Source organism: Sphingomonas sp. A2-49 (assembly GCF_025548555.1).
In the GTDB taxonomy this organism is placed as follows: domain Bacteria; phylum Pseudomonadota; class Alphaproteobacteria; order Sphingomonadales; family Sphingomonadaceae; genus Sphingomonas.
The window spans coordinates 23,701-44,026 of sequence record NZ_JAJLPA010000020.1; the positions used below are offsets into that span (position 1 = coordinate 23,701).

The window sequence follows — 20,326 nt, forward strand, 5'->3', positions numbered from 1 at the left end:
TGATCACTTGTCCCACTCGGCGCGTTTGCGATCGGCTTTGCGGGCGCGGCTGACCGCGGCGGCGTGCTCGCGAGCGCGCCGCTCCGACGGCTTCTCATAGTGGCGGCGGAGCTTCATCTCACGATAGACGCCCTCGCGCTGCAGCTTCTTCTTAAGCGCGCGAAGAGCCTGGTCGACGTTGTTGTCGCGAACGATGATCTGCATGGCATATGATCTTTCAATGGTGGAGGTGCCGAGGACGATGGGGTGCTAAAGGCTGATGCCCCGGCGAGCCATTTCCGCGAACGCTGTCTCCGCTAACGGTGTGTGTCTCTCGGCTTTAAAGATGTCGGCGATATCGAGTAGGTCCTCGTCCGCCAGCGCCGTGATGGAGGCTTCGATCGTGGCAAGGCGCTGCATTGCCGCCTCTATTCGCTGATCGAGGCGCCTTCTTCGTGTCTTGAGCATGACGCCTCACTAGCATTCGATACGCGACAGCAGCAGGTGCAATCCTAGCCGTCACAGGGTCTCGCCGTGCATCCGCCAGCAAGCGGGCTGACGTGCTCCCCTGAAACTCTGCCAGTTTGAGCTAGAGTCCGCCTTCGTGAGGAGACGGACGTGAAGAAGACCAGGTTCAGCGAGGAGCAGATCATCGCGGTGCTGCGTGAGCAGGAAGGCGGGATGAAGACGGCCGATGTGTGTCGCAAGCACGGGATCAGCAGCGCGACGCTGTACGCGTGGAAGGCCAAGTATGGCGGCATGGACGTGTCGCAGGCCCGCAAGCTGAAGGTGCTCGAGGAGGAGAACGGCCGGCTCAAACGGCTGCTGGCCGACGCCATGCTCGACAATGCCGTGCTGAAGGAAGTCGCGGCAAAAAACTGGTGAAGCCCGCCGCTCAGCGGAAGGCTGTTGAGCATGCTCGGCAGCTGTTCGGCATCAGCGAGCGTCGGGCCTGCACCATCTTCGGCGTGGACAGGACGTCGGTGCGCTACGCGCCCCGGCGTAGTGATGATGGCGACCTTCGGTCGCGGCTGCGTGAGATCGCGGCCGAACGTCGTCGCTTCGGCTACCGGCGGCTTGGCATCATGCTGGCCCGTGAAGGGCTGGTCATGAACCACAAGAAGCTGCTGCGGCTCTATCGCGAGGAAAACCTGCGGGTCAGGCGCCGCCGTGGCCGCAAGCGAGCGATGGGCACAAGAGCGCCGATGACGCTGCCGCAGGGGCCGAACCAGCGGTGGAGCCTCGACTTCGTCAGCGACACGCTGATCAGCGGCCGGCGCATCCGCATCCTGGCGGTTGTCGACGACTTCACGCGCGAGTGCCTCGCGCTGGTGGCGGACACCTCGCTGTCAGGCGCGCGTGTCGCTCGTGAGCTCGACGCCATCATCGCGCTCAGGGGCGTACCGCCGCTGATGATCGTAAGCGACAACGGCACCGAGCTGACTAGCCTGACGATCCTGAGATGGACGCAGGAGCGACCTGTCGAGTGGCACTACATCGCGCCGGGCAAGCCGCAGCAAAACGGCTACGTCGAGAGCTTCAACGGCCGCCTGCGTGACGAATGCCTCAACGAGACGCTGTTCGTATCCCTCGGCCATGCCCGCTCGGTGCTGCGGCTCTGGCGAGACGACTACAACCATGTGCGGCCGCATAGCGGTGTTGGCGGGCTGACGCCCGCCGATGCTGCCAGGCGGGTTGTGCAACGCCGCCCCAAGGGGCACCATACCAACCCCGGACTCCAGTTATGACTGGTAGAGCTTTGGGGAGCACGTCAGGGCGCAGCATCAGTGCAAGGGGCGTCTTACCGAGGCTCAACTCGCAGGCATGTGATTTCGCCTTTTTGTCGAGATGAATGGACGACCGGAGTCGGGGAGCCGAAAGCGCGCCGCGAACGGCCGAAATTGGGTCATCGCGGCGGAGGGGAGGCGGCAGCTATCGCCCAATAGCGGATGTTCGCTGCCTCCAAAGCATTCCTAATAGCGGTCGTTCATTCAGGTAAATTTGACGATGACTTCGCTGTTCGCTGGGAGCCCGTGCATATCTTTGAAGGCGGTCAGTGCCTCTCGGATTACCTCGTCTGTTTCGTGTCTAGTTTGATCTCGAAATTGTCCTCTCCACGGATCGACGAAATGCACGGTAGGATTCATCGCGGACGGGTGATCGTGCCGCCACTGACGCTCCTGATCAGGGAACCAACTTGTCGAAAAACTAACTTCGGCGCCATCCGTACGAACGATCTTAAATCGGCGATTGCCGTCGGAGCCACCCCCGTTCGTGATAAGCTCCAGCCCTCGGTCAATATCGATAGTTCGGAGTTCGGCAGGATCAGCTACAAAGGCCATGCGGTCGCCCTCAACGGTCAACGAAACAGTCCCAAATATTAGGTCGTTTCCGTTAACGATCACCCCCAAAGCCGCCCGTCGGCTTTCCATCAATAGCAGACACGCGGCCGTCCAGCGATGCCGTGAGTGGACCGCTGTCGCGAGATGAACGAATGGCAGAAAGTTGGAAGCGGGTAAGGGGCTTCCGATGGCCGCTTGTGGGTCTGATCAGCCTATCATGGCCTATTTCGACGCAGGCGTTTTTGGTTTGACGTAACGGTCGAGCCAATCGGTCATCTGCCAAAGTGTTTCCTCGGTCGACTCGAGCGCGCGGTAGCCGTGGGGCTCGTTGGGAAGAACGACGTAGCGGACGGTCGCGCCGTTGCCCTTCAGCGCGGCGTACATCCGCTCCGACTGGATCGGGAAGGTGCCGCTGTTGTCGTCGGCGCCGCCGTGGATGAGGAGGATCGGCTCCTTGATCCGGTCGGCGTAGGTGAAGGGCGACATCTCGGTATAGGTCGGCGTCGCCTGCCAGTAGGTGCGCTGCTCGGCTTGGAAGCCGAAGGGGGTCAGCGTGCGGTTGTACGCGCCCGAGCGCGCGATGCCGGCGCGGAACAGGTCGGTGTGGGCGAGGAGATTAGCGGTCATGAACGCGCCGTAGCTATGGCCGCCGACCGCCATGCGCGCGCGATCGCCGACGCCGAGCTTCGCGACCGCGTCAACCGCGGCCTCGGCATCCTCGCGGAGCTGTTTGACGTAGGTGTCGTTCGCTTCCGCGCCGCCCTCGCCGATGATCGGCATCGCCGGGTTGTCGAGGATCGCGTATCCTTGGGTTAGGAGAAACAGGTGGCTGATCCCGCGCGGACGGACGAAGCGGTTGCCCTGGTCTACCGTCTGCCCGGCGACCTTGGCGTCGGTGTACTCCGCCGGGTAAGCCCAGAGCAGCGTCGGCAGCGGCCCGTCGCGCTTTGCGTCGTAGCCCGCGGGGAGGTAGAGCGTCCCCGACAGCGGCACGCCGTCGGCGCGCGCGTAGGTGATCGTGTGTTGGCTGACGCCCGCGAACACCGGGGCAGGATCGGGGAAGGCGGTGACCGGCTTGGCGCTGCCGCCCTTGACGGTGCGGATGACGTAGTTGGGCGCGGCTTTGGCGCTCTCGCGGCGGGTCAGGATGCGCTTGCCCGTGTCGTCGAGCATCGCGACGACCGTCTCGTAATATGGCGCCTTCGCCGTCCACAGCCGCATCTGCTCGCCGCCCGCTAGCGGCATGGTGGCAAGGAAGGGGAAGGCGCCGCCTTTAGTCGCGCCCTCGCCGACGACGAACACGCCGTCGTGGCGCGGGGTGAAGCGCATCACCGGCTTGCCGGCGGCGTTCTCCTCCGTGATCGGGAAGCCGGGATTGCCGTACTGGTCCTGGTAGTTACGCGTCAGCAGCATCCTGGCGTGCCCCGGCCGCGAGGGGGCAACCGCCTGGCGATGCTCGGTCCGCGTCCGCCACTCGCGGTCGACGACTATCGCGAAGCCGTCGTCGCCCCACATCGTCTCCGCGTAACGGGCGGGCGTCTGTGCGAGCTCGACCGGCGCGGCGTCGAATGGCGCGGCCTGCATCATCACTTTGTCGTGGAAGGCGACCTTGGCACGCGCGTTGCCTCCGTCGAGCGCCTCCGCCCAGACGAGCGTCGCGCGCGCGTCGGAGCGCCAAGACGCCTCGCGCGGGCCCTTCACCGCCGCGTCGAAGTCGACCGGCAGGTCGTCGGCGAGCGGGCGGTCGGCAAGCGTCTTCACCGGGCGGCCGTCGATCGTCGATACCGCGATCTCGGTCGGGAAGAAGGCGGCGGGAAGCAGGTAGGAGTACGGGCGCTTCAGTCGCTCGGTCAGCAGGTAGCGGCCGTCGGGCGAGACGCTGAAGTCGGTGAAGAGCCCCGGTGCGCCGATCGGCGTCGCAGTGCCGTCGAGTGCGACGCGGACGAGCTGGCCGGTAAAATAATGGTCAAACAGGGCCTCGTCGTGCGCGTCGCCGAGCAGGTCCTCGTAGGTGCGCGCGGCCGAGGTGCGGCCGGCGCTCTCCTGGACAATTGGGCCGGTCGGGGTCGCGGCGGCGGCGGGCGCCGCGCCGCGGCCGGCAGGGATGATGTTGACGATGAGTGCCTGGCTGTCGGGCGTCCAGACGAACGGCGTCCCAAAGGTGCCGTTCAACCCCTTCGCGATAATTCGGACGGTGCCGTCGCGCTCGGCGACCCACAGCGACAAACCGTCTGCCCCCTGCGCGTAGAAGGCGAGACGAGCGCCGTTGGGCGACCAGTCGGGCAAGGCGAAGCGCGTTCCAGCCGGCAACGCCACCCGAATTGTTCGCCCGGCGCCTATGTCCTTGAAGCTGAGACCGTTCAGCCACTGAACGCGGACTTCGGCTTGGCCGTTGGTCGTGGGATCTATGCGGTAGCCGCCGAGGCGCAGGATAGGCTTTGACAGGTTGGCGATCGTCGGCAGGTTCTCGCGGTCGAGAACCGCGAGGGTTTGGTGATCGGGGCTGACCGAGATACCTGGAGTTGGCGGCGTCTCGAGCGTTTTCGCGATGGCGTCAGGCGCGCGGTGGTAGCCTGTGCCGGGCATCTGCGCGGCGGCGGTGGTGGTGAGGAGGAGAGCGATCAGGCAGGCACCGACGCGCATTGATAACCCCTTATTCTGCGATGCCAGTTCGTGTGCCACGCGGCGAGAACGCTCACCAGCGAATACCGCAACATGCCCATAGCGAGGACCTGAACGAGTGGCCAAAGTTCGGGCGCACGCGTAGCCGTGAAATGACCGCAATTTGGTCGCTCCTGACGCTGAGCTGTCTGTCAGGTAACGCTCCATTTCTAGCCGTTCAGTTGCGCACTGGAAGAAAACCTAAGGTCTATTATACGTTAAGCGGCATGGCTTTGCGAAAGGGACACACGATCCGCCCTGCTCGCGGGACGAGGTAACGCTAGTCTCTTCACGACTCCGCAATGGTCCATCGCGGCGCTTTACGCGAAAGGGTCAGGTCCGCGATCGCGGGGCGGATGAAGAAAGCGGTTATGTCGATGACCGCATGTGCTGTCATGACCCGTAGTAGCGATCCGTGATGCAGATAGAACATTGTCAACAGCGCACCCGCGGCTAGGGTGGCAAGCACTCCCTTCCAACCGTAATGCGCGTGCGCCAGGCCGAACGCCAACATCGACAGAACCAGCGAAACCGTGAGCGAGCCCGTGACCTGCAGAAGCAGTAGCGGGAGCGCCAGTCGGAAAAACAGCTCCTCGCTGAAACCTGCATTCAGGCTGAGCAACAGCGCCAGCGTTGCTTCGCGACGGTTGCGGGGGATCAGCGCTTGGTCCGGACTTGCCCCTGGCGCTAGGCTTTTCTTGATCTGCCGCCACTTGATGGCGACCGATAGAACCATGCCAAAGAAAAGTCCGATCGCTATCGGCAGCCACTGATCGCCGGAGATCGACCCATCGGACTGTAGCAAGCGGCTCGCTGGGGCAAACGCCGACGGAAAGCCGTTGAAGGGCCATAACGCGTCGGATAGCCAAAGGCTGACCACGCTTGCACTTACGAGAACGACGAAGCTCTCGATCAGCCATCGCCTGTACAGCCGCTGCCGGTCGATCGTGTCGGACTGCGTCTGGAAGCGTGCGTACGCCGTGATATCCCTCCGCACCCACCATGCCCCCGCGATGAGCATGACGGCAATCCAACCCAATATGAGCAGCATGTTCGTTTCCTTGTGCCAGTTTCCGTGTTGGAAAGTGACTGTTGCTTTCCATGTCGTCAAGTCGTAAGTTGTAAAGGTGGAAAGCGGGCGGGCGGCCTGCGGGAGAATTGCGCATGGATGATGAGGAAGCTGCTCGTTCGCTGGACGTGATGCGGGTTACACGCGGGGCATTGGCTAAGCGGGCGAAATGGTCCTTAGTGCGCCATGGCGTGGTGGGATTGCTGTTGGGCGGCCTGATCGCCGGCTTTGCGCTGCCCGGGCCATGGCCGTTGATCGTGGCGGCCGCTTGCATGGCCGCCACCGCGATGGTGGTCGCCCGCGATCGGCAGCGGGACGGGTTCTTCGTCAGCGGTTATCGGTCGGGGCGCACTTGGCGGGTGACGCTCGCGATGCTGCTGGTCGGGTTGGCTGCTCTGATAGCCGCCACGGGTCTTAAGACACACTATGGTCTGGCTTGGGCGCCGTTCGCGGTTGGTGGCGGCATGGTGGTGTTCGCTACGATCATGAGCATCGTGTGGGAGCGGGTGTACCGGAGGGAACTGGATGGAGCGCAAGATGGGCGCTGAACGGCTGGATCCGCTGATCCACCCACCGGCACGGCTACAGCTCATGGCATTGCTGACCGATGTGAGCGAGATGGAGTTTGGGACTGCGCGCGACGTCATCGGGGTCAGCGATTCCGTTCTGTCCAAGCATCTTTCGCAGTTGAGTGATGGTGGATACATCGAGTTGCGGAAGGCTACGGTGAATACCCGGCAAAGGACCTGGATCGTTGCCACGGCCGCGGGGCGGAAAGCCTTCAAGGGTCATGTCTTGGCGTTGCAGGCACTTGCGTCTGGACGAGTGCCTTCAGGCGCGTAACAGCAAGGGCAATTGCCAGACCGTGGTGCGCAAATAGTTTTTGAAGGGGCTGAGCCGTCCGCTTGGTCCGCAGAGCTGCCCCCCCGCGTCTCACCCAAACTCGGCTGTCAGGCGATCGCTCAGTAAATCTACGAACGATCGTCCACCCGAAATGAACAGACGTCCGAAGGTGGGGGCGGGTCGAATGCGCACGACCGTCTGAAACTGGGTCGTCGCGCTACACATATCGAACGAAAAATCCGCCCCAACACCGGGCCGAGATCGTATCCGTAGGCATTCTTTTCGGAATTATTGCTTCAATCGTACCATGACGACACCATGAGGTGCGACCGACGCCTCGAAGCGGCCAGAGCGTTTGCCGAGGCTCTTGTGCGCCCAAAGATCGCGCACCTCCATCCGTACTTGTCGTGGCAAGCCGAGCATGGGCCAGTCGGCGGCGATGGCCGCGGGGGCGTCGCCGCGATTGAACAGCAGCAGGGCACGCCCCCCGTCCGACAGAGGTTTGGACCAAATTTCGCGGTCACCGTCTTTCCACACCCGGTGGCCTTGTATGCCACGCCGATCCTGATCGACGGCAATGACGTCCGTGTTGAGAAGGATCTCGCGGGTCGCATTGGTCATGCCGGCGATATCGTTGCCCGCGATCAGCGGCGCGGCCATCATCGCCCAAAGCGAGAAGTGCGAACGATATTCCGTATCGGTCATACCGCCGTTCCCGACCTCCAGCATATCGGGATCGTTCCAATGACCAGGTCCGGCGTAGGGCCATAGGGGCTCGTTCATGTCGGCGATCGATGCCACACCCCAGCTATAGCCATGACGGCCGGTCCATTTGTCGGTGATGTCGCCGGTTGTGCGCCACATGTTGCCGATCTTCGACGCCCATAGCCACGGCTTGGAATTGCCCCATTCGCACATCGAGAAAAGGATATCGCGACCCGACGCACGCAGTGCGTCCGACATGAGCGCATAGGCTTCCTCGGCGTTGCGAACGCCGGTCGAGCACCAGTCGTACTTGAGGTAGTCCACGCCCCAGCGCGCATATTGCAGGGCATCCTGATATTCGTGTCCCTGGCTGCCAGGGCGCCCCCCGCACGTCCTTGTGCCGGCGTCCGAATAGATGCCGAACTTTAGCCCCTTGGCGTGGACATAGTCCGAGAGCGCTTTCATGCCGCTGGGGAATCGTGCCTTGTCCACGGTTATGAAGCCGTTCGCGTCGCGGGCGCCATGCCAGCAATCATCAATGACGACATAGTTATAGCCGGCCCCCTTCATCCCGTTGGACGCGATCGCGTCGGCCGTCGCACGGATGGTGGTTTCGTCCACCTTGCAGGCGAACTTGTTCCAGCTGTTCCAGCCCATCGGCGGTTGCTGTGCGAGGCCGTTCGCAATACGCCTCGGGTCCTTGGACGGTGCCAGCGTATTGGGGTCGGGATCCAGAACCTCTTGCGCCCACAGCGGAGTGGCCGTGTGAAGCAGCAAAACCGCAGTAGTAATGCAGAGTAACACCCTGTTCAGCACGCCAAACCTCTTTCGTTTCCTATGGACTGCACGTGCAGCAACTTCGCACGCGATTCCAGCCGCAACTTTGCAGGTGGCTGCTATCGGAAGGCCGGAAGGGGCAGAAGGGGCTGCGACACCGAGGTGAACGAATGGCCGAAGTTTGGAAGGGCTCGGCGTCACCGAGAACGGCCGGTTGTGGGTCGTCATTACCGTTGGTCAAGCTTTGCCGCGCGCACTACGATGCCGCTCCTTAGTACCGCTTCGTCCGGCGGGGTATGCGGTTTCTCAAACGATACCTGCGTGCGTCCTGATCACGCTTATCACTGTTGCACGCGTGACAGGCCATACGTAGGTTACACAGTCCCTCCGATCCAGATTTCGCCTGTGCCACCAAATGGTCAATTGTAGGCATGCGGTTAGCCCCCGGCTCGCGGCATTTTACTCCATAATAGCAGGTAAACTTGCCATGCAGCTTAGCCGCTTCCTCAAGCGCATTGCGTGCAGAGCGCGGCTTGCCTGCCGGTGATGCTTTATAGAGTGGCGTGTCGCCGCTGACCTTGAAGAAGCGCACGAGACTGTAGGGTGGATAGCGCAACGGGTGGCGGCGAGTCAGCTTCACGGGATTCTCCATTGCTCTTCACCCGCTTTAGCGCGACGCCAGTTACGAAAGTTTGCTTCAAGACCGGGACTGGGTGTCTTCCAACGGCGAGCAGATGCTTATCGAAGTGATATCGCACCTGGTGACCGTCGTGCCCACCGCCTGAAGCACTTCCCTCGTCCGCAGGGCCTCGTGCTCTCACCTGATTCCGCCAGCTCCGCCGTCAGCCACCGGGTACGTGTCTGCAGGGCGACCGCCTTCGATTAGGCGAGCGCCGATGCGGTTGGGCGCGGACAGTCCTTGAAGGCTCTAGCTAAAGCCAAGGTGAATGAACGGCAGGAACTGGGAAGAGCTGAGTGCCGTCTGAGCGTCGCTTTTTGGGTCCCAACGACACCCACCACTTCGTAGGCCTATGCCGCTAATCGCGGCCCCGGCGGCGCCGCGATAAAGCGCTTGCGGCAATTCGTGCTATCGCCGCCACCCGAGCAACGCGACCCCCGCAGCAGCGACGATCACTGCCCCGAGTACGCCGAGCACGCGCTTGCGGCGGGTCTTCGCACGTTCGTGATAGCGCGGTATGTCGATGAACCACCGATCATTGTCAGCAGCGACGATCACACCCTCGCGCTGCATCCGCTCGAACATCGACCGCTGGGGCCGGCGGGATGGCTCGAACGTCACGGCACTTTCGGGTGACACCGCGTTGCTCGACATAAAGTGCCCGATCACATCCTGTTGGGCTTTCGCCATGATCGCTGCTGCTGCTGTCGCCATCGTCGTCGCTCCCCGTTGCCCTGCCAACAACCTGCGCGTGATGCGCTGGATCTACAAGACGCCGAACGATCAGCTAGAAGCGGACGGTCCGCTTACGCCCCACTCGCTGATAGCCTGCGTCGGCCCCACACGTCCTGCCATGACCGATGCCGCAAACGTATTTACCGTCGACCACACAGGCTTCGCTGTTTCGTCTCTGGAGGCAGCCGTCCGGTTCTGGACGGGAGCACTCGGTTTCACGCTGGAGCGTCAATCGGAGATGGGCGGCGACTTCCTGCATCAGGTGACCGGTGTCGTTGACCCGAGTGTAAAGACAGCGATCGTAAAGGCGCCCGATGGCCACGTGGTGGAATTGTTAGAATATTCGACGGGCTTCCAGAACGGGATGGTACCCGACAGCGCGGGATGGATCGGAGCCGCCCACCTAGCTCTGACCGTGAACGACATTTACGCTGCCATTGCCCGCGTCGAGGCGGAAGGATGGAAAGCAAAGGGTAGTCCGTTGCCGATCCCGGGTGGCCCACGGAAGGGGACCCTGGTGGCCTACGTTTCAGGTCCCGATCATGTCATAGTAGAGCTGATGCAGTCGCCAGTTCGTTAATGGCCAGAGGCTGCTTTCCTCTAATAGGGAACACTCAGCCACCTAGCAGAGCCGTGAATGGATTGCTGTCGCGAGATGAACGAACGGCAGAAAGCGGGAAGTGGTATTGCGGCCTCGAATGACCGAATCTGGGTCCATTAGGCCATTGCGCATGGAGCCGGAAATATCGAAGCTCTGACACGCACGGTTAAAGCCAGTCTGTCGCGCGCCGTTAGGACCTAACGCCGTATGTGGCCGTTGCGGTGTCGCCATGTCGATCGATCGGACCGTCGCGACGTGCCGTTCGTTGGCTTGGCCATGGCGACGATATCGACAGCACCGGCGACGGCCCGACCGAAGGCAGCATGGCGCCCGCGGCGGTTGCTGGTGACGCGCTCTGCGCTTGAGTTCGCGCATGGCCGCAAAATCGTCGCGCGCGCCGAGGCGCAGGGCGTCGAGGTTGTGGCGCTCGCCGGCGATCGGCTCGCGCTCGGTCTGCCCGACGATCCGCGGCGCGCCTATGCGGCCGCGAAATCGACGCTCGCGGTGGTGGTCGCGCCACCGTCGAAACGGCGGCTCCAGCCGATCGCGCCCAGCGCCGATTGGCGGGTCGATCTCGCCGAAGGATGTCCGGCGCATTGCAGCTATTGCTATCTGGCAGGGTCGCTGAAGGGGCCGCCGATCACCCGCGTCTACGCCAATCTCGACGAGATCCTGGATGGGCTGCCGGCCTATATGGGGCAAGGTAGTATCACCTCGCGCAGCCAGGCGCGCGCGCACGAAGGCACGACCTTCGAGGCGTCCTGTTACACCGATCCGCTGGGGCTCGAGGCGATCACCGGATCGCTGTCGGCGGCGATTGCCTGGTTCGGTCGTTGGGACGCGGCGGCGCAGTTGCGCTTCACGACGAAGTTCGCTGACGTTGGGCCGCTGCTTGGCCTCGACCATCAGAAACGTACGCGGATGCGCGCCTCAATCAATCCAGCGATGTTCGCCCGGTTCGAGGGCGGTACGGCGCCCGTTGCCGCCCGGCTCGCGGCCTTAGCTGACATGGCGCGTGTGGGATATCCGATCGGGCTGACGATCGCGCCGATCATCGCGGCTGAGGGCTGGCGCGAGGCCTATGGTGCTCTGCTTGCCGATGCAGCGGCGGCGCTGGCCGGCATCGCGGGTGTCGACCTGACGATCGAACTCATCACGCATCGCTTTACGTCCGGATCGAAGGCGGTCTTGGAGAACTGGTATCCCGGCTCTGCGCTTGACATGGGGGCGGACAACCGGACGACGAAGCGGACCAAATTCGGGACCGAAAAGCAGGTCTATGACACGCCGATGATGCGATCGCTCCGGACGTTCTTTGAGGAGAGGATTGCGGCACGGCTGCCGATGGCGCGCATCCTCTATTGGACATGACCGTCTTCTTCACCGCCGACACGCATTTCGGCGATCACCGCACGATCAACATCCACAAGCGACCCTTCCCCAGCTTGGCCGAGATGGATGCCGAACTGATCGGCCGCTGGAACGCCGTCGTGGGCGTAGAGGATGTCGTCTGGCATCTGGGTGATGTCGCCCGGCGGCCGGCTGATGTCGCGGCGCTGATCGCCAGGCTCAACGGAACCAAGCACCTGCTCCGCGGCAACAACGATCCCGACGCCACGGGCGCTGCACCGGGCTGGGCGAGCGTCGGCGACTATGCCGAGATCGAGGTCGAAGGCCGTCCGCTTGTCCTGGGGCACTACGCCTTCCGCAGTTGGAACCGCCAGCATAAGGACGCGCTAAACCTGCATGGCCACAGCCACGGCCGCCTGACACCGATGCCGCGCCAGTTTGACGTCGGCGTCGACGTGCGTGAGTTTCGGCCGGTGACGCTGGCGCAGCTACTTGCGAAGCGAACCACGGTGTCGGCGGGGTGATAAGCCCGCAACCAGCTTTGGTCGATCCGGCCGCGGGGCGGTTACGAGAAGCCGACCACCGCATGCGGTACGTACGGCGCCTCCAGCCGGGCGATCTCATCGTCTGACAGGGCTAGGTGGAGCGCGGCGATGGCGTCGTCGAGGTGCCCCGGCTTGGACGCGCCGACGATCGGCGCAGACACTTCGGACTTGGCCAGCACCCATGCGAGCGCAACCTGCGCACGGGGCACGCCGCGCTCGCTCGCGATGGCGGACACCGCCTCGACCACCTTGCGATCTGCCTCCGCCGTGTGCGCATAGAGTGTCCGCCCGAATTCGTCGGTATCGGATCGAGCGGTGGTCTCGTCCCAGTCGCGGGTCAGCCGTCCGCGCGCCAGCGGGCTCCATGGGATCACGCCGATCCCCTCCGCCGCGCACAACGGCAGCATCTCGCGCTCCTCTTCCCGGTAGAGCAGATTGACGTAATCCTGCATGGTCGAGAAGCGCGTCCAGCCGTTCGCCTCGCTGACGTGGAGCATCGTCGCGAACTGCCAGGCAAACATCGACGAGGCGCCGATATAGCGCGCCTTGCCGGCCTTCACGACGTCGTGCAGCGCCTCCAGCGTCTCCTCGATCGGCACCTCATGGTCGAAGCGGTGGATCTGGTAGAGGTCGACATAATCGGTGCCAAGCCGGGTCAGGCTGGCGTCGATCTCGGTCATGATCGCCTTACGGCTGAGCCCCCCACCGTTCGGGCCGGAGCGCATCCGACCATGGACCTTTGTGGCGATCACCACCTCGTCGCGGCTGGTGAAGTCCCTCAGCGCGCGGCCTAAGATCTCCTCAGACGTGCCGTCCGAATAGACGTTCGCGGTGTCGAAGAAATTGATACCGGCCTCTACCGCCTGGCGCAGCAGTGGCCGGCTCGTCTCCTCATCGAGCGTCCAGGCGTGATTGCCACGATCCGGGATGCCATAGGTCATGCAGCCGAGACACAGTCGCGAGACGTCGAGGCCGGTGCTGCCGAGTTTTATGTAGTCCATGAATGGTCTCGCTTGTGCGGTTTGCTGCTGCAACGAACGGAGGCTCCTGCGTCGCAAGCGATGGGAAGATCAGCCGATCCGCCAGAGTCGCTCGATCGCCGGCGGCTCAGCAAGCAACGCGTCGAAGCGGGCGGCAAGCCGGGTGAGGGCAGGAGCGCGGCCATGGGCGTCGAGGGCGGCCTGATCGGCCCAGCTCTCCACCATCACGATCACGCCGGGCGCGTCGCGGCTCTCGTGCGCATCGTAGAGCAGGCAGCCCGGTTCCGCACGTACCTCGGTCAGGATCTCCTGAAATGCGGTGGCCAGTTCCTCGGCCTTGCCGGGACGGGGGATCAAGCGGGCGATGACGTGGACGATAGGATCAGTCATGCCGCGTCTCCCAACCTTGCAGAACGATCTTGCCGCGCGTTGTGGTACTCTCGATGCGGCGGTGCGCCTCGATAAGGTTGGCGGCATTGATCGGCGAGAGCGTGTCGGTCGCCGTGGTGCGGATGCGCCCTTCGTCCACCAGCTCGGCCACCGCGTCCAACAGTCGACCCTGCTCGCCGACGTCCGGTGTATCGAAGAGCGACCGGGTGAACATCAGCTCCCAATGAACCGACACCGCCTTGCGCTTGAAGGCGACGATGTCGAGGCTGGCGGGATCGTCTATCAGCGCGAAGCGCCCCTGCGGCGCGATCAGCTCGGCGATATCTGCCAGATGGCGATCGGTATGGGTGGTCGAGAAGACGAAGGCAGGCGCGCCCAACCCCAAGGCGGCGATCTGCGGTGCCATCGGCTGGGAATGATCGATGACATGATGCGCGCCTAGGTCTCGCACCCAGCCTTCCGTCTCGGCGCGCGAGGCGGTGGCGATCACGGTCAGGTCGGTGCGGGCCCGCGCGATCTGGATCGCGGCCGAGCCGACGCCGCCCGCGCCGCCGATGATCAGGATGGCACGGGCGCCGCCAGCCGGCTGGTCGTCGACCTTCAACCGGTCGAACAGGGTTTCCCAGGCCGTGATCGCCGTCAGCGGCAGCGCTGCCGCCTCGGCGAAGCCGATGCTGCGTGGCCGATGGCCGACGATCCGCTCGTCGACCAGCTGATATTCCGCATTGCTGCCGTCGCGCATCAGGTCGCCCGCATAGAAGACCTCGTCACCCACCCTGAAGCGGGTGGCCTCCGGGCCGACCGCCTCGACCACGCCAGCCGCATCCCAGCCGAGAATGCGCTCGTCACGCCCGTCGAATGGCGCGGCGCCGGCGCGAACCTTCGCGTCGACCGGGTTCACCGAGATAGCCAGGACTGCGACCAGGATATCGCGCCCGGTCGGAACGGGCCGTGGCAGTTCTACGTCGATCAGGGCATCGGCCCGGTCGATCGGACCGGGCTGGCGATAGGCTATGGCGCGCATGGGGCTTGCTCCTTGTACTGACGGACGCAAGATAGGGACGGTGGCAGCTTATGTCGTAGGCACAAAATCCGCTCATAGTGTCTAAAAGGATACTGCTCAGATGGCGAAAGCCCGTCATTCACGCCTCGATTGTACCCCGGGCTGCGCCGTCGAAGCGGCGGTGAGCCTGATCGACGGCAAGTGGAAAGCGGTGATCCTCTACCATCTGCAGGACGGGCCGACGCGCTTCAATGAACTGCGCCGCCGCGCTGGGGAGGTGACGCCGTGCATGTTGACCAACCAGCGTGCGAGCTTGAGGCGGACGGCTTGATCGAGCGCGAGGTCTTCGCCCAGGTGCCGCCGCGGGTCTATTATAGTTTGTCCGACCGAGGTCGATCGCTGTCGCCGATAATCGCGGCGCTCAAGGCCTGGGGTGATGCGGATATGGATCTCTTCGGACGCCGATGACCGCCTTTTGAGCGATTGATGAAGCTTGTTGAAGCAGCCGATTTCAGCACCTGAATGAGCGTCCGGTTCCGGGACGCGTTCCGAGCGGTCTGAATGGCCGTATGTGGGTCCAATCAGCTACTCGCTGTCAATCGTCAAACCGCGTTTACGTTTCAGGCCGGCACTCTCGGCCTTCAGCGGCCGCGAGACGGGGCACACCTCCTGCACATACTCGTGGCGCACATGGCTGACAAACGGCACCGCTCAGCGGTGGCCGCGAAACGACCGACTTATCTATCGGCAATGACAGATCGTTCGAGAAGGAAGGCGATTGTGGGGGGCGTCGCGTTCACATGAACGGCGTCGGCTTTCGGGCACAGTCGCTAACCCCGCCTGAACGTCCGAATTTGGGTCATTGCGGCGAAGGGGAGGGCAGTAGTTCTTGCCCACTTGCGGACATCGATTGGGTCAGGCACGGATTGCATCCGGTCGTTCGTAGGAGTGATCTCGTGGATTCGAAAAAGCGTGTGGATTGGTTCGAGCCCCATCGCTTTGGTATGGGAGGCCGACCGGTCACGTGGCAGGCGATTGTTGCGATCGTCCTACTTGTCACTTCGCTTAGGCTGGCCTGGGCTGCATCGTCCGGCATAAGGTTCGCTGCAATCGCCAGCCTGATAGTCGCGACCTACCTAGCGGTAATGGCCGCAAAAACTCGAGGAGGTTTGCGCTGGAGGTGGAACGAAGTCGACTGAGCTTAGACACCGTCGGATTCGTAGTGTCTGCTTCCGCCCATTAGCCGACGAGCGCGTCGATACCAAGAATTATCAGCAGTCCAAACGACGCAGCAAATGCGATTGCATAGCAAGTCGCAAAGAACCAGAACGATGAGGGATCGGCAACTCGCGAATGACTTTTACGCTTTGTATAGATTACGCCCCGTCTCAATCCTGTGAAAAGAGGCCACCCGGTAAGCAGGGCGACGGCGATGACCGCCGTTAAACCGATGTAGGCTCCGACCATGCCTGTCAGAATATTCGAGAAAAGGCATATCCGCTATCCCCAATGCCAGACGTTCGGTCATTCGGTTTGGGGCTGGTAGAGGCGCCTTTTGCAAGATGAATGAATGGCAGAAATCGGGAAGCGAGCAGGGCGGCCTGAACGTCCACTTGTAGGTCTGATCAGAACAGGCGCAGCAACTGCGCCAAAGCCAGTCACCGCAGCTGGCTGTCCTTGCTACCCCGCCGATTGAACGTTGTAGCTAGGGGCCGATCGCGGCCGCTTTGGCACGTCACGCAGGTACGCACACCAGGAACGGCCAGGCGTCTACCCTCTGGGATGTCGTCGCCGCAGATTGCGCAGAATGGTTCGCTATCTCCGCTTGGCATGCTGGCCCGGGCCGCCAACACTGCGTCAGCCACTGAATCATCGATCTGATCCTGAACCGCGCCATCGCGCGTCCAACCGCCCGCCATTAGCTTCTCCTTACATTTCCATATGGGTAAGCCGGGCGGCATGTCATCACTCCAGCGTGAATGGATGTCTCCTTTTAGGCAGCCGCTAATCTCGTGCGAGCGACCATTTAAGGGTCCTCGCTGCCGCTTTATGCCCCTTCAAAAAACTGCGGTCGCGTTGACCGACACATATTTGGTCCAGCGGCCTGGTGGTGCGTTCGGGGCCATGAGCAGAAACTTGCCCTTCGCGAAGAGGACGGCGTCCAGCTCGAGGCGCAACGCCTTCGACAGATGATGCCGTATGCGCCCGTCGAACTGCGTCCCCGCGAACGAACCCGATCGGCCGGTCGTGTCGCGCACGCCCGTAAACGAGAACGTATCCTGGCGAGCCGCCAGCCAGAACGGACGGAGCGAGGCCATCAAATCGGTCCGCTTGTCGGGCGTCGCCTCGATCCGCACGCCCGGACTGACGAGATTGCTGCGGATGATGGCGTTGTAGAGCCCGGCGGGGGCGAGGTCGGCGCGGCGCATCCCGAACAGCGTGTCGAACCGTCCGTAGTCGCCGCCTGGCCGATCGCCGCTCGCATGGTCGTATTCGACCGCGACGCGGGGCTTCCAGCCGCTCTGGAACGTATAGCCGATGTCACCATGCACGAACCACGCAGCGACGCCCTGGCGCGGCGCATTTGCGGCCAGACTTGTGGAGATGCGTCCGCGCTGAATGATCCCCTCCACTTCATAGTCAACGCCGCCTGCAATGGGCTCGGCAATGACGCGTACGGTGCCCGTTTTCAGCGACCGGTCGCGTGTCGGTCTGCCCGGCCGGTCGCGTTCGCCAAGATGGAAGAACGAGGTTTCGACGGTTGCCCGGCCGATCGTTTTCGAGCGGCTCAGCAATCCGCCCCAAAGGACGAGGTCGAAACCCTCGCGATCCGGTGCGACGCTGTTCCGTCGCAGCGAGGGCACGTCGTCGGGGCGGCGCTGTTGCGGCAGCACGTAGACGGCGGTCGATCTCCACCCACCGCGCCAGGCGAGATCGGCGCGGACGCCGGTGTAGCCGTTGGTGGTGTTTCGATAGTCGTCGGCCGCGACCAGCCGGCGTGAGCCGAGATTGAGCAGGAACCGCCCAGCCTGGATCGTCGCATTCGTGTCGCGCCCGAACGGGGCGGTCGGCTTCAATTCGACATAGGCTTGGACGAGCTCGAACGTATTTACCTCGCCGGTCGACAGCGGCGTCCCTGCATTGTCGCCGTAAACGCGGCTGTCCCACAGCTCGCCCACCACCTTGATCGGGCCGTCCTCATATTGAGCGGCCAACGTGGTACGCAGGTTCAACAGCGTGTCGCTTTCGTTGAAGCCGGCCCGTGCCTGACCATCAATGGTTTCGACGCGGAGGCGGGTCGTGCCGCTCACGCTGACCTGCGCCATGGCCGGCACGCACGGAAATGCTGCCGCCGACGCGGCAAGGATCGCGATGGTCCGCATCAGCCGATCAGGCCGAAGAGATACAGCGCCAGTCCAGCGACCGAGCTTGCCACCAGCGTCGTGATGATCCCGGCGCGCAGCCAGAACACCGCGGCGACAGCTGCCCCCGCGAGTGCCATTGCCCAAGGATCGAGGCTCGCAAGCACGGGCGCGTCGAAGTGGATCGGACCGAACGCAACGGCTGCCGTTTCACGGAAGAGCGTATGTAGGGCGAACCAGACGGCCAGATTGAGAACGACGCCGACGACCGCCGCGGTGATGGCGGAGAGCGCACCGGCGACCGCGGCATTGCCGCGCAGGCGCTCGATGAAGGGCGCGCCGAGGAAGATCCACAGAAAGCACGGCACGAACGTTACCCAGGTCGCGAGCAGGCCACCAAGCGTGCCCGCCACCAGTGGGGACAGCCCGCCGGGATCGCGATAGGCGCCGAGGAAGCCGACGAATTGCAGGACCATGATGAGCGGCCCGGGCGTCGTTTCCGCCATGCCGAGGCCGTCCAGCATCTCCTTCGGCGCCAGCCAGCCGTAATTCTCAACCGCCTGCTGCGCGACATAGGCGAGCACGGCATAGGCGCCTCCGAACGTCACCATCGCCATCGTCGAGAAGAAGGTCGCGATGCGGCTGAACACGTCATCGGGTCCGAGCGCGATCAGCAGCGCCGCGACCGGTACGAGCCAGAGCGCCAGCCAGACCAGCGCCGTGCGGATCGTCTCGCCCCACGTCGGCCGCGCATGGGCCGGCAGATCCTCGCCCAGCAGCGTGTCGGCATCGGCCACGACCGCGCCCTTGGACGCGCCGTGGCCCCCGCCCCGGAAAGCCGTGCTGCCCTGCCGGGCGGACCACCAGCCGATGAGGCCGGCGCCCAGCACGATCAGCGGGAATGGCGCGCCGACGAAGAAGATCAGCACGAACGCCAGCACGGCAAGCGCCCTTGCCGGCGTCGACTTGAGCGCGCGTCCACCGATCCGCACCACCGCCTGAAGCACGACGGCCAGCACCGCACATTTGAGGCCGAAGAACAGCGCCGAGACGATGCCGACGCGGCCGTAGAGGACATAGACCCAGCTCAACGCCATGATCGCGACCGCGCCGGGGATGACGAACAGCACGCCGGCGACGATGCCGCCCTTCGTGCGGTGCATCAGCCAACCGATATAGGTGGCGAGCTGCTGCGCCTCCGGCCCCGGCAGCAACATGCAGTAGTTGAGCGCGTGCAGAAACCGCTGCTCCCCGATCCAGCGTTTCTCCTCGACGAGGATGCGGTGCATGACCGCGATCTGTCCCGCCGGACCGCCGAACGACAGCATAGCGATGCGCAGCCAGACCCGGAAGGCTTGGCCGAGCGTGACCGGCTCCGGGCGCACCGGGGTTGCGGCTTCCGCCGTCACCGCGGTCATGCCGACACCTTGCCGCGCGTGGGCTGATGCGAGGACCAGTTGTGCTTTTCGCCCTGCGCGTCACGGCACCAGCGATACAGAGCATCGTATACCGCCATGCCGGCTTCGAGCTGGATGTGATCGTCGCTGTGGATGCGCGACAGTCCGAGCGAGATGGCGAGCAGTCCCGCCGCTTCCGGCACCAGGTCTAGGCGATCGGTGTCAGCACCACGTACGATCGCAGCCAGACGCACCAGCGGTTCGTGCGTATCAAGCCTGAAGGCTTCGACCATCACATCGAAGGTGCAACGCTCGCCGCGATGGCTCCAGAATACGCCTTCGTCCACGATGTCGAACGGCTCGGCCTGCTGCTGCGTAGCGACGGTCAGCACCTCGCCGGGTGCCACGAAGAGGAAGCGAGCCTCCGGATCGACGAAGCGTCGGATCAACCAGGGGCAGGCGATGCGGTCGACCTTAGGACGCGCTCTCGTGACCCACCATGTGCGTCCGTCCTCGTGACGGGGTGGTAGATGGGCGAGAGATACCGTCGGCAATGCGCCTGCCGCCCATGCGATGAACCCGCCTTCCAGCACTTCGGCCGCCACACCTTCGCTGCGTAGGATGGCCGCTGCGGCAACTGCCGAACCATTGCCGTCGGCGTCGACCGTTACGACGGCAGAGCCGGCAGCACACCCCCATCCCGTCGGATTGGGATAGGCTGGAAAGGTCGACCCCGGAATGCATTCCGCAACTCCGTCGCGCAGATCGACGATGCGAGGCGCGCTCGCAGATGCGATAATGCGGGCGAGTTTATCGGGTGTAATGGCGTTTGGAGCAGGCATGGTGCGTCCCTTGCGTGGTCGTGCTGGACGCGATTCTCTAGCTGACGCCTCGTGGGGAGATCGCCA

General features: G+C 63.7%; 21 protein-coding genes and 1 pseudogene. 8 read left to right on the plus strand and 14 right to left on the minus strand.

Annotation, left to right across the window (positions count from 1 at the left end):
* Positions 1-3: 3 nt before the first annotated feature.
* On the minus strand, positions 4-204 hold the full coding sequence (rpsU, locus tag LPN01_RS14530; RefSeq protein WP_262829138.1) for a 30S ribosomal protein S21: 201 nt from the start codon (positions 202-204) through the stop codon (positions 4-6).
* Between the two features lie 45 nt (positions 205-249).
* A complete protein-coding gene (locus LPN01_RS14535; protein WP_262829139.1) occupies positions 250-447 on the minus strand; it encodes a hypothetical protein in 198 nt (65 codons plus the stop codon).
* A 150-nt stretch (positions 448-597) separates the two neighbouring features.
* On the opposite strand from LPN01_RS14535, the gene LPN01_RS14540 reads away from it, so the two are divergent.
* Both LPN01_RS14540 and LPN01_RS14545 read left to right on the plus strand, forming a co-directional pair.
* A protein-coding gene (locus tag LPN01_RS14540) for an IS3 family transposase (protein ID WP_262829140.1) occupies positions 598-1,727 on the plus strand; the annotation gives its coding sequence in 2 pieces (ribosomal slippage) (positions 598-847 and positions 847-1,727; 1,131 coding nt in all).
* Positions 1,728-1,928: 201 nt separating this feature from the next.
* Positions 1,929-2,363, plus strand: coding sequence for a hypothetical protein (locus LPN01_RS14545; RefSeq protein ID WP_262829141.1), 435 nt, complete (start codon positions 1,929-1,931; stop codon positions 2,361-2,363).
* 180 nt (positions 2,364-2,543) lie between these two features.
* On the opposite strand, the gene LPN01_RS14550 is transcribed toward LPN01_RS14545, so the two are convergent.
* Positions 2,544-5,150: an alpha/beta hydrolase family protein gene (locus LPN01_RS14550; RefSeq protein ID WP_262829142.1), complete on the minus strand. Its 2,607-nt coding sequence runs from the start codon at positions 5,148-5,150 to the stop codon at positions 2,544-2,546.
* Positions 5,151-5,271: 121 nt separating this feature from the next.
* Positions 5,272-6,033 (minus strand): type II CAAX prenyl endopeptidase Rce1 family protein, encoded by a 762-nt coding sequence (locus LPN01_RS14555; protein ID WP_262829143.1) that lies wholly within the window; start codon positions 6,031-6,033, stop codon positions 5,272-5,274.
* A gap of 113 nt (positions 6,034-6,146) precedes the next feature.
* Here LPN01_RS14555 and LPN01_RS14560 point away from each other — a divergent pair, with 113 nt between their 5' ends.
* Entirely contained in the window at positions 6,147-6,599 is a 453-nt protein-coding gene (locus LPN01_RS14560; RefSeq protein WP_262829144.1) for a hypothetical protein, read from the plus strand.
* Positions 6,577-6,894 carry a transcriptional regulator gene (locus tag LPN01_RS14565; protein ID WP_244650371.1) on the plus strand — a complete coding sequence of 106 codons (318 nt, stop codon included), beginning with the start codon at positions 6,577-6,579 and terminating at the stop codon, positions 6,892-6,894. Before LPN01_RS14560 ends, LPN01_RS14565 begins: the two co-directional genes overlap by 23 nt.
* Before the next feature lie 288 nt (positions 6,895-7,182).
* On the opposite strand, the gene LPN01_RS14570 is transcribed toward LPN01_RS14565, so the two are convergent.
* From LPN01_RS14570 to LPN01_RS14575, 3 genes are all read right to left on the minus strand, one after another.
* Positions 7,183-8,415: a glycoside hydrolase family 27 protein gene (locus tag LPN01_RS14570; RefSeq protein ID WP_262829145.1), complete on the minus strand. Its 1,233-nt coding sequence runs from the start codon at positions 8,413-8,415 to the stop codon at positions 7,183-7,185.
* A gap of 232 nt (positions 8,416-8,647) precedes the next feature.
* Positions 8,648-9,028: an HNH endonuclease gene (locus tag LPN01_RS19155; RefSeq protein WP_410482832.1), complete on the minus strand. Its 381-nt coding sequence runs from the start codon at positions 9,026-9,028 to the stop codon at positions 8,648-8,650.
* 435 nt (positions 9,029-9,463) lie between these two features.
* Positions 9,464-9,769, minus strand: coding sequence for a hypothetical protein (locus tag LPN01_RS14575; RefSeq protein ID WP_262829146.1), 306 nt, complete (start codon positions 9,767-9,769; stop codon positions 9,464-9,466).
* On the opposite strand from LPN01_RS14575, the gene LPN01_RS14580 reads away from it, so the two are divergent.
* The 3 genes from LPN01_RS14580 to LPN01_RS14590 all read left to right on the plus strand — a co-directional run bounded on the left by LPN01_RS14580 (position 9,744) and on the right by LPN01_RS14590 (position 12,265).
* On the plus strand, positions 9,744-10,370 hold the full coding sequence (locus LPN01_RS14580; protein WP_262829147.1) for a VOC family protein: 627 nt from the start codon (positions 9,744-9,746) through the stop codon (positions 10,368-10,370). The two genes, LPN01_RS14575 and LPN01_RS14580, sit on opposite strands and share 26 nt — an antisense overlap.
* Positions 10,371-10,736: 366 nt before the next feature.
* A complete protein-coding gene (locus LPN01_RS14585; protein ID WP_262829148.1) occupies positions 10,737-11,762 on the plus strand; it encodes an SPL family radical SAM protein in 1,026 nt (341 codons plus the stop codon).
* On the plus strand, positions 11,759-12,265 hold the full coding sequence (locus LPN01_RS14590; protein WP_262829149.1) for a metallophosphoesterase family protein: 507 nt from the start codon (positions 11,759-11,761) through the stop codon (positions 12,263-12,265). The genes LPN01_RS14585 and LPN01_RS14590 overlap by 4 nt, the downstream gene beginning before the upstream one ends.
* 41 nt (positions 12,266-12,306) lie before the next feature.
* Here LPN01_RS14590 and LPN01_RS14595 read toward each other — a convergent pair whose 3' ends face one another.
* From LPN01_RS14595 to LPN01_RS14605, 3 genes are all read right to left on the minus strand, one after another.
* On the minus strand, positions 12,307-13,287 hold the full coding sequence (locus LPN01_RS14595; protein ID WP_262829150.1) for an aldo/keto reductase: 981 nt from the start codon (positions 13,285-13,287) through the stop codon (positions 12,307-12,309).
* Between the two features lie 69 nt (positions 13,288-13,356).
* Positions 13,357-13,656, minus strand: a complete 300-nt coding sequence (locus tag LPN01_RS14600; RefSeq protein ID WP_262829151.1) for a putative quinol monooxygenase — start codon at positions 13,654-13,656, stop codon at positions 13,357-13,359.
* Positions 13,649-14,680, minus strand: a complete 1,032-nt coding sequence (locus tag LPN01_RS14605; protein WP_262829152.1) for a zinc-binding alcohol dehydrogenase family protein — start codon at positions 14,678-14,680, stop codon at positions 13,649-13,651. Before LPN01_RS14605 ends, LPN01_RS14600 begins: the two co-directional genes overlap by 8 nt.
* 100 nt (positions 14,681-14,780) lie before the next feature.
* On the opposite strand from LPN01_RS14605, the pseudogene LPN01_RS14610 reads away from it, so the two are divergent.
* Positions 14,781-15,127, plus strand: a pseudogene (locus LPN01_RS14610) (winged helix-turn-helix transcriptional regulator).
* Positions 15,128-16,317: 1,190 nt separating this feature from the next.
* Here LPN01_RS14610 and LPN01_RS14615 read toward each other — a convergent pair.
* From LPN01_RS14615 to LPN01_RS14630, 4 genes are all read right to left on the minus strand, one after another.
* Positions 16,318-16,578 carry a DksA/TraR family C4-type zinc finger protein gene (locus LPN01_RS14615; RefSeq protein WP_262829153.1) on the minus strand — a complete coding sequence of 87 codons (261 nt, stop codon included), beginning with the start codon at positions 16,576-16,578 and terminating at the stop codon, positions 16,318-16,320.
* Between the two features lie 138 nt (positions 16,579-16,716).
* A complete protein-coding gene (locus tag LPN01_RS14620) occupies positions 16,717-18,042 on the minus strand; it encodes an alginate export family protein (protein ID WP_262829176.1) in 1,326 nt (441 codons plus the stop codon).
* Positions 18,042-19,439 carry a chromate efflux transporter gene (gene chrA / locus LPN01_RS14625; protein WP_262829154.1) on the minus strand — a complete coding sequence of 466 codons (1,398 nt, stop codon included), beginning with the start codon at positions 19,437-19,439 and terminating at the stop codon, positions 18,042-18,044. Before chrA ends, LPN01_RS14620 begins: the two co-directional genes overlap by 1 nt.
* Complete coding sequence (locus LPN01_RS14630) at positions 19,436-20,260, minus strand: sulfurtransferase/chromate resistance protein (RefSeq protein WP_262829155.1); 825 nt, start codon at positions 20,258-20,260, stop codon at positions 19,436-19,438. Before LPN01_RS14630 ends, chrA begins: the two co-directional genes overlap by 4 nt.
* Between the last annotated feature and the right edge of the window lie 66 nt (positions 20,261-20,326).